General features: G+C 67.7%; 7 protein-coding genes and 1 pseudogene. 2 read left to right on the top strand and 6 right to left on the bottom strand.

Annotated elements, in window-relative coordinates; translation table 11 throughout:
- Positions 1–104, top strand: a pseudogene (locus Q1V87_RS05055) (Fe-S cluster assembly protein HesB); the annotation flags it as partial.
- A 27-nt stretch (positions 105–131) separates the two neighbouring features.
- Here the strand turns inward: Q1V87_RS05055 and Q1V87_RS05050 are convergent.
- Together Q1V87_RS05050 and Q1V87_RS05045 are read right to left on the bottom strand one after the other, a co-directional pair.
- On the bottom strand, positions 132–1,517 hold the full coding sequence (locus tag Q1V87_RS05050; protein WP_300591113.1) for a glycine--tRNA ligase: 1,386 nt from the start codon (positions 1,515–1,517) through the stop codon (positions 132–134).
- A gap of 82 nt (positions 1,518–1,599) precedes the next feature.
- Positions 1,600–2,208 carry a TetR/AcrR family transcriptional regulator gene (locus Q1V87_RS05045; RefSeq protein WP_300591114.1) on the bottom strand — a complete coding sequence of 203 codons (609 nt, stop codon included), beginning with the start codon at positions 2,206–2,208 and terminating at the stop codon, positions 1,600–1,602.
- A 96-nt stretch (positions 2,209–2,304) separates the two neighbouring features.
- Between Q1V87_RS05045 and Q1V87_RS05040 the strand changes: the two genes are divergently transcribed.
- On the top strand, positions 2,305–4,938 hold the full coding sequence (locus tag Q1V87_RS05040; protein ID WP_300591112.1) for an MMPL family transporter: 2,634 nt from the start codon (positions 2,305–2,307) through the stop codon (positions 4,936–4,938).
- Between the two features lie 37 nt (positions 4,939–4,975).
- On the opposite strand, the gene Q1V87_RS05035 is transcribed toward Q1V87_RS05040, so the two are convergent.
- The 4 genes from Q1V87_RS05035 to Q1V87_RS05020 form a co-directional block, all read right to left on the bottom strand.
- The gene (locus Q1V87_RS05035) at positions 4,976–5,422 is read right to left on the bottom strand and encodes a hypothetical protein (RefSeq protein WP_292707383.1); all 447 of its coding nucleotides are present in this window, start codon (positions 5,420–5,422) and stop codon (positions 4,976–4,978) included.
- 102 nt (positions 5,423–5,524) lie between these two features.
- Positions 5,525–6,394 (bottom strand): LLM class flavin-dependent oxidoreductase, encoded by an 870-nt coding sequence (locus Q1V87_RS05030; RefSeq protein WP_300591111.1) that lies wholly within the window; start codon positions 6,392–6,394, stop codon positions 5,525–5,527.
- A gap of 40 nt (positions 6,395–6,434) precedes the next feature.
- The gene (locus tag Q1V87_RS05025) at positions 6,435–7,322 is read right to left on the bottom strand and encodes a hypothetical protein (RefSeq protein WP_300591110.1); all 888 of its coding nucleotides are present in this window, start codon (positions 7,320–7,322) and stop codon (positions 6,435–6,437) included.
- Positions 7,319–7,571 (bottom strand): enolase C-terminal domain-like protein (locus Q1V87_RS05020; protein ID WP_300591109.1); only part of this gene is annotated, 253 nt, incomplete at its 5' end. The genes Q1V87_RS05020 and Q1V87_RS05025, both read right to left, overlap by 4 nt.

The following is a 7,571-nucleotide window of genomic DNA, read 5'->3' as shown; positions in this document are numbered from 1 at the left end:
GCGAAGAAGGGTCCTTCCGCAGCGTCGCTGACATCACCAGCCCCGAGTCCCTTGCGAAGGTGCGAGAGCACAAGAAGGCGATGAAGGCTGCCGCCAAGGGCTGATACTCACCCTCGATTCCGCAGCCTGTGTCAGGCGCCGACGAGGCGCTCGCCGAGATAGGCCTCGACGCTCTCGAGCGGCACACGCTCTTGGGCCATCGTGTCGCGATCACGCACCGTGACGGCGTTGTCGTCGAGGGAATCGAAGTCGACGGTGACGCAGAACGGGGTACCGATCTCGTCCTGACGGCGATAGCGGCGGCCGATCGCACCGGCGTCGTCGAAGTCGACTGCCCAGTGCCCGCGCAGGCGATCAGCGAGCCCACGCGCGAGCGGCGACAGGGCCTCGTTACGCGACAGCGGCAGCACGGCGACCTTGACCGGCGCCAGGCGCGGGTCAAGCTTCAAGACGGTCCGGGTGTCGGTGCCACCCTTCGCGTTGGCAACCTCTTCTTCGCGGTAAGCGTCGACGAGGAACGCCATCATGGCGCGAGTAAGCCCGAACGAGGGCTCGATGACATACGGGGTGTACTTCTCGCCCGAGGCTTGGTCGAAGTAGGTCAGGCTCTGCCCGGATGCCTCGGCATGGCTCTTCAGGTCGTAGTCGGTGCGGTTGGCGACCCCCATGAGCTCGCCCCACTCCTTGCCCGGGAACCCGAAGCGGTACTCGACGTCAATCGTGCCGGCGGAGTAGTGGGCGCGATCCTCCTCGGGCACATCGAAGCGCCGCATGTTCGCTGGGTCGATACCGAGGTCGGTAAACCAGTCCCAGCACGCCTCGACCCAGTGGTCGAACCACTCCGGAGCCTCGGCCGGGGGAGTGAAGTACTCGATCTCCATCTGCTCGAACTCGCGGGTTCGGAAGATGAAGTTGCCGGGGGTGATTTCGTTGCGGAACGCCTTGCCGACCTGACCGATCCCGAAGGGCGGCTTCTTGCGGCTCGCGGTGAGCACGTTCGTGAAGTTCACGAAGATGCCCTGCGCGGTTTCGGGGCGGAGGTAGTACAGGCCCGACTCGTCGTCGACGACCCCGAGGTAGGTCTTGACCAGACCCGAGAACGCGCGGGGTTCGGTGTACTGGCCCTTCGTGCCGCAGTTGGGGCACGGCACGTCGGCCAGCCCGTTCTCGGCGGTGCGACCCTTGCGCGCCTCGAAGTCCTCGATGAGGTTGTCGGCGCGGAACCGCTTGTGGCACTGCAGGCACTCGACGAGGGGGTCGGTGAAGGTCGCGACGTGCCCGGATGCCTCCCACACGCGCTTGGGCAGGATGATCGAGGAATCGAGGCCGACCATGTCGCCGCGCCCGCGGACGAAGGTCTGCCACCACTGACGGCGGATGTTCTCTTTGAGCTCGGTGCCGAGCGGGCCGTAGTCCCATGCGGAGCGGGAGCCCCCGTAGATCTCGCCGGCTTGGAAGACGAACCCGCGGTGGCGGGCAAGGGCGATCACTTTGTCGAGGCGGGACTGCTCGGCCACGGAGGAACTCCTGGGTCGGGGATGCGCTGCGCGCGAGGGTATCGCGGATGCCGCGACATCCGACGATTCTATCCGCCGCGACTCACAGGCCGCGTCCCGTGTGGGTGCCGAGGACGACGTCGACGAGCCGCTCGGCCTCACCGTCATCGGCATTCGAGGGCGCGAAGACGCGCAGGACGATCGCGCCGACCAGAAGCTCGATGATCGCGGGGATCGGAGCTGTCGGCGCCAGCTCACCGTCGGTCACACCCTTTTCGAGCCGATGCACCAGGTCACCGTCGGCTCCGAGCCGCTCGCGAATGCGCTCACCGATCGCGGGATTGGTCGTTCCAGCTGCCAGGAGCGACCGGAGCATCTCGTCGTGCCCGGGATCAGCAACGAAGTCCAGGACGATGCGCATCCAGCTCGCCAGATCGTCTCTCAGAGTGCCGGTGAAGCCGGGCGCGAAGTGCTCGGGCATCAGGAAGCCCTCGATGAGCGCTTCGGCGACCAGGTCGCTCTTTCCCGGCCACCACCGATAAATCGTCTGCTTGCCGACCCCTGCCTCGGCGGCGATTCCTTCAATGCTGAGGTGCCCGAAGCCCCTCTCGAGGAAGAGGCGCGCTGTCGCGCGCAGGATGGCAAGGCGTGCTTCTTCGCTGCGGGGCGGGCCGCCCCGGCGCCGGGTTGCGACGGGCACGGCATCGGTCATGGAGACCACGGTATCCACCTTCGATTCAGCAAGCGAGACGGTACGTATCGTATGCTGTCGGTCGCTCCCCTGCGCATCCTGCCCCGAAAGGTGATCATGGCTGAACTGCTGTACCGGCTCGGCAAGGCCTCTGCCCGGCGCGCGTGGATCGTCATCGTCGCGTGGATCGCCGTTCTGGGCCTTGCCGGCGGCGCCTACGCGGTGGGAGCCGGCACCCTCGCCACAAGCTTCGATGTGCCCGGCACCGCTTCCGGGACGGTAACCGATGAGTTGGCAGAGAAGCTCCCCGACTTCTCGGGAGCCTCTGGTCAGATCGTGCTCCACACGGAAGACGGTGAACCCTTCACCGCTGAGCAGCGCGCGGAGGTCGCTGACCTCGCGGAGGGCATCCGGGATCTTCCCCATGTCGCCCGGGTCGTCGACCCGTTCGAGGCCGAGCAGGAACGAGCCGATCGGCAGCAGCAGATCACCGACGGGCGAACCCAGATAGAGCAGGGTCGCACCCAGCTCGAGGCCGGCCAGGCGCAGCTGGATGCCGCCCGCGCTGAGGTCGAGAACGGGCAAGCGCAGCTCGACGCCGCGCAGCAGCAGCTCGAGGCCGCCCGCGCGCAGGCCGAGGCGGCCGGAGCCCCGGCCTCGCAACTGGCAGCTCTCGACCAGCAGCAGGCCCAGTTGGACGCGCAGCGACAGCAGCTGGATGCAGCGAGCCAGCAGCTCGAGCAGCAGCAGGCCGAGCTGGATGCCTCGCGCGAGGAATTGACCACGAACGAAACGCAACTCGAACTCGGTGCTGATCTTCTCGAGCTCTCGGACGGGATCGGCGTTGTCTCCAGCGACGGTGCAACGGCGCTCCTGAACGTCGCCTTCGACGTGCCGCTGCTCGAACTCGACGCCGAGGCCAAGCAGGCCGTGATCGACCACGTCGAGGCGAACCCGATCGACGGAGTCGAGGTGGCGTTCTCGTCGACCCTGGCGCAGTCCATCCCGAACCTGATCGGGATCGGGGAAATCGCGGGCGTCGTCATCGCGGCGATCGTGCTGCTGGTCATGCTCGGCACTGTGATCGCAGCCGCGCTGCCGCTGGTGACAGCCCTCGTGGGTGTCGGGATCGCCGTCCTGGCGGCACTGTCGCTGTCGGGGGTCATCGACATGTCGTCGGTCACACCGATCCTCGGCGTCATGCTGGGACTTGCCGTCGGCATCGACTACTCGCTGTTCATCATCAATCGGCACCGCAAGCAGCTGCTCGAGGGCGCGGACCTTCGCGAATCCATCGGGCTTGCCAACGGCACCGCCGGCAACGCCGTGACCTTTGCCGGCTCGACGGTGATCATCGCTCTTCTCGCCCTGAACATCACCGGAATCCCCTTCCTCGGCCTCATGGGAACCGTGGGCGCCTTCGCGGTTCTGGTGGCGGTGCTCATCGCGGTCACTCTGACTCCGGCGCTACTCGGTCTCGTAGGAATGCGCGTGCTCAGCCGCCGCGCCCGCGCACGCGTGGGCACCGTCCACCACGCCGACGACCGGGCTCGCGCCATGCCGACCTGGCGCGCTGTGGTCACCGCGATCGGCGCGATCGTGGCTCTGCTGGTGATCGCGATTCCCACCCTGTCGATGCGCGTGGGCCTTCCCGACGGATCGAGCGAACCCGAGGACTCGTACGCCTACCAGGCCTACGAACTGACCGCGGATGCCTTCGGGCCCGGCGCCAACAGCACACTGCTGGTGACGGCGGCGCTGCCCGGCGACCTCGATGAGAACGCCCAGCTGCAAGCACAGCTCGACGTTGCCACCGCTCTGTCGGAGGTCGAGAACGTGGTGGCGGTCGCGCCGATCGCGGTCTCCGACGACGGCACGCTCGCTGCGTTCCAGGTCATCCCGACCGAGGGGCCGAGCGCGGAGTCCACCGAGCAGGTCGTGCGAGACCTGCGTGCTCTCCCGCCCGTTGACGGGGAGTACGAGCTCGGGGTGGCGGGGCAGGCGGCCATCAACATCGACATCTCCGAGAACATCGCGGGCGTCCTTCCGCTGTACATCGGCGTCGTCGTCGGCCTGTCGCTGCTGATCATGATCGTCGTGTTCCGATCACTCCTGGTGCCGCTCATTGCCACGGGCGGGTTCATCCTGTCGCTGTTCGCGACGTACGGGGCCACTGTCGCGGTGTTCCAGTGGGGATGGGGTGCCGAGGTCTTCGGCCTACACAGCACGGGTCCGATCCTCAGCTTCCTGCCGGTACTGCTGGTCGGCATCCTGTTCGGCCTCGCGATGGACTACCAGCTGTTCCTGTCGTCGGGGATGCGAGAGGCCTATGTCCACGGCGCGCCAGCGCGGCTGGCCGTCATGCGTGGCCTGCGGGCCGGTCGCGCGGTCGTGACGGCGGCCGGGCTGATCATGGTGTCGGTGTTCGGCGGGTTCATTTTCGCCGAGTCGACGATGATCCGATCGATCGGGTTCGGCCTCGCCTTCGGCGTGCTCCTGGATGCCTTCGTCGTACGGATGCTGCTCATGCCCGCGCTCATGCACCTGCTCGGGCGCTCGGCGTGGTGGCTGCCCCGCTGGCTCGATCGGATCGTGCCGAACGTCGATGTCGAAGGCGCGAAGCTCGAGCGGGCACACCACGCGCCGTGGGCAGAAGATGAGACAGCCACGGATACCGAGACATCCGGCCCCGCTGATAACGAGGGCGAGGCGCTCACCCGCCGGGAGCTTCGCGCGCGCGGCGAACTCTGAGCCACGCCCTCGTGTCGGGCGCTGCGAACGCGCGTTGCTACTGCGTGATCGGCGCGACGACGTAGAGCAGCTGCGCCGTGCCGTCTTCCTGTTCGAGCAGAGTGACGCCGACGGTGTAGTCCGAACCGGTGAACGACCAGATCTTCATCCCGCCGAAGTCGGACTCTGAGTCTGTCGTGTACTGGGACTTCAGTTGCTCGATGATGCCCTCACCGTCGGCGACACTCGGCAGGGTGTAGGTGACCGTGTAACCACCGTCGACCGCAAGCGCGACCAGCGGCGATCCGGAGGGAAGCGGGATGTCGGAGGGGAACCCCTCCGGCACGCTCGCACCGTTGCCGGCATCCACATCGACGCCGGTGGCGCCTTCGATGGCGTCCTCGACAGTGTTGTTGATGAGCTGCTCGACCGGGTTCACGCAGCCGGTGAGGGCGATGGCTCCGACGCTCAGCATGAGCGCGGCAGCGACGATTCGGGTCTTCATTGGTTTTTCCTCCCCGGGAGCGCGCGCCGACGCCGAGACCGACGTGCAGCAACTCCCACCTCTGAGTGTGGCGACCCGCTCAGCGCCCCGCAAGTGTCGTGCTCACGGGGATCCGAAGCCAGTCGCAGACCGCGCGATGCCCAGCATCCGGGCGACCTCGCCGGAGCGCTGCGAGAACCCGATGAGATCGTCGTCATCGGCCGAGGGCTGGAGCACCACGGTGGTGGCACCCGCGGCGAAGAATGCCTCGACGGTCTCGGCGACGACCGAAACATCGCCGAAGACACGCTCCCGCCCGGTTGGCTCGCCAGAGGCCGCAGAATCCTCGGTGAACCGGGTGAGAAGGTACACCGCGACGCAATGATCGCCAGCGCGCACGTCCGCCGCCGCCCGCGCCCGGATGGCCGCCTCGCGCAGTCGAGTCGGACTCCAGCCCGAGGGAATGATCGTGCCATCCGCCAGGGCGCCAGAACTGTCGAGCGTCTTGGGTCCTTCTGCGGCCGCGAACACGGGAACGGCGACGGTCGGCGGCCAGTCGAGGGCCGCATCGTCGAGGTGGACGTAGCGCCCGTCGATGGTGACGCGCTCCCCAGCGAGCAGGGCTCGCAGCGTCGGGAGATACTCCGCCATCAGAGTGAGAGGGGATGCGTGCCGCGCGCCGACCTGCGCCATCCAGCTCTGCACCCCGTGGCCGACGCCGCCGACGATGCGCCCCGGAAACAGTCTCGAGAGGGTGGCCAGCTCCATGGCAGTGAGCGCGACGTTTCGAAGCGGCATGGGCAGCACCCCGATGCCCACGGCGAGCTCGGTCGTTGCGGCGAGCGCGACGGCGGCCGAGGCGATACCGGACTCTCGGAAGCAGTCCTCCCACAGCCAGAGCTCGGGAACTCCCGCGTCCTCGACCGACTGGGCTACCTCCCTGAGGCGTTCTGGCGGAAAGGCGGGTTCGAACACGACACCAAGAGAGCGCATGAGCCCAACGCTAGAGCCACGCGGTGACATCGCGCGGAATCTAGGACCCGAACCCGCAGTACTCGGCGACGGCGCCCAGAATCTCGGCGCGCATGTCGGGCGATGCCGCCAGTTCGATCTGGCCGGCCTCACCCCCGACTGTCACGTCCACCGTGAAGATCGTGCCGCGCTTGTCTTCCTGCACCGCATGGGCGTCGCAGCGGAACGGTTCGAGCACGATGGCGATCTCGCGCGGGGCGGCGTCGCCGGTAGCGAGCTGAATCTGCAGCGGCAGTGCAGCATCCGGTGCTGTGCCCGCATCACTGAAACCGAGGAGGTTGGTCGGCCGTAGCGCGTCGATCGTGGCACCGCCGGCTCCGGTCGGAAGAGCCGCGAGGGTGATGATGCCGACACCTCCGCCCGCGCCGGCCGCGAAGTGTGTGAACGAGACCGTCGCGGCGTCTGCGAGCGCCTCGGCGACGCATTCGCGCGCGTGCATTGCCGGCAGGAAATCGAGTGCGTCGGGAAGGTCTGCCCGCGCGACTCCCGCGCGATCGTCGATGCGCCACGAGAACTCCACCGTCGACGCCCCGTCGTCGGGCTCATCGCAGGCTGGACCTGGGAGCTGGATACGAATGCCGACAGTGCTGCCGGGGGCGATAACGCTGGTCCGCTGGAGCACACGGCCGGCATCCGCCTCAAAACGCGAGTCAATGACAGAAAGGGCCTCGACGCTCAGCATCGCCTCAGCCCCGTTGGTGATCTCGACCTGGGCCTGATGCAGCGCGACATCCGACCGCTGCTGCACGAGCCGCACGCTCACCCCTTCGGGAAGATCCTCGGTGGGGGATGCCGACGCACACGCGGCCAACCCCGAGACCAGTGCGGCACCCAGCATCACTGCGCCGACGAGATGCCGGTGCCCCATGCTGGGGGCCGGGCCGGTCACCGGCGGAGTACCTCGCGGGCCACAGTCATGTCCTCCAGCGCGACAGGGTCGATCTCGACGCCCAGCCCGGCTCCGGTGGGCACCCGAACATGCCCGTCCTCGAGCACAGCGGGCTCGGTGACGATGTCGCGGTCGTAGAACCGGGAGGATGCCGAGACGTCGCCAGGCAGCGTGAATCCAGGGAGGGCGGCAAGTGCGGCGTTGGCGGCGCGACCGATCCCCGTCTCGAGCATCCCGCCGCACCAGACC

The organism is Microbacterium sp. (genome assembly GCF_030149085.1).
Classification (GTDB): Bacteria; Actinomycetota; Actinomycetes; order Actinomycetales; family Microbacteriaceae; genus Microbacterium.
The sequence above is the reverse complement of the archived record's forward strand: the minus strand, read 5'-3'. Positions and strand labels throughout refer to the sequence as shown.

What these genes read in the sequence shown, in the direction of transcription:
- Q1V87_RS05045 (WP_300591114.1), bottom strand. Translation starts at nt 2,208, where the DNA reads ATGACCGATGCCGTGCCCGTCGCAACCCGGCGCCGGGGCGGCCCGCCC.
- Q1V87_RS05040 (WP_300591112.1), top strand. Translation starts at nt 2,305, where the DNA reads ATGGCTGAACTGCTGTACCGGCTCGGCAAGGCCTCTGCCCGGCGCGCG.
- Q1V87_RS05035 (WP_292707383.1), bottom strand. Translation starts at nt 5,422, where the DNA reads ATGAAGACCCGAATCGTCGCTGCCGCGCTCATGCTGAGCGTCGGAGCC.
- Q1V87_RS05030 (WP_300591111.1), bottom strand. Translation starts at nt 6,394, where the DNA reads ATGCGCTCTCTTGGTGTCGTGTTCGAACCCGCCTTTCCGCCAGAACGC.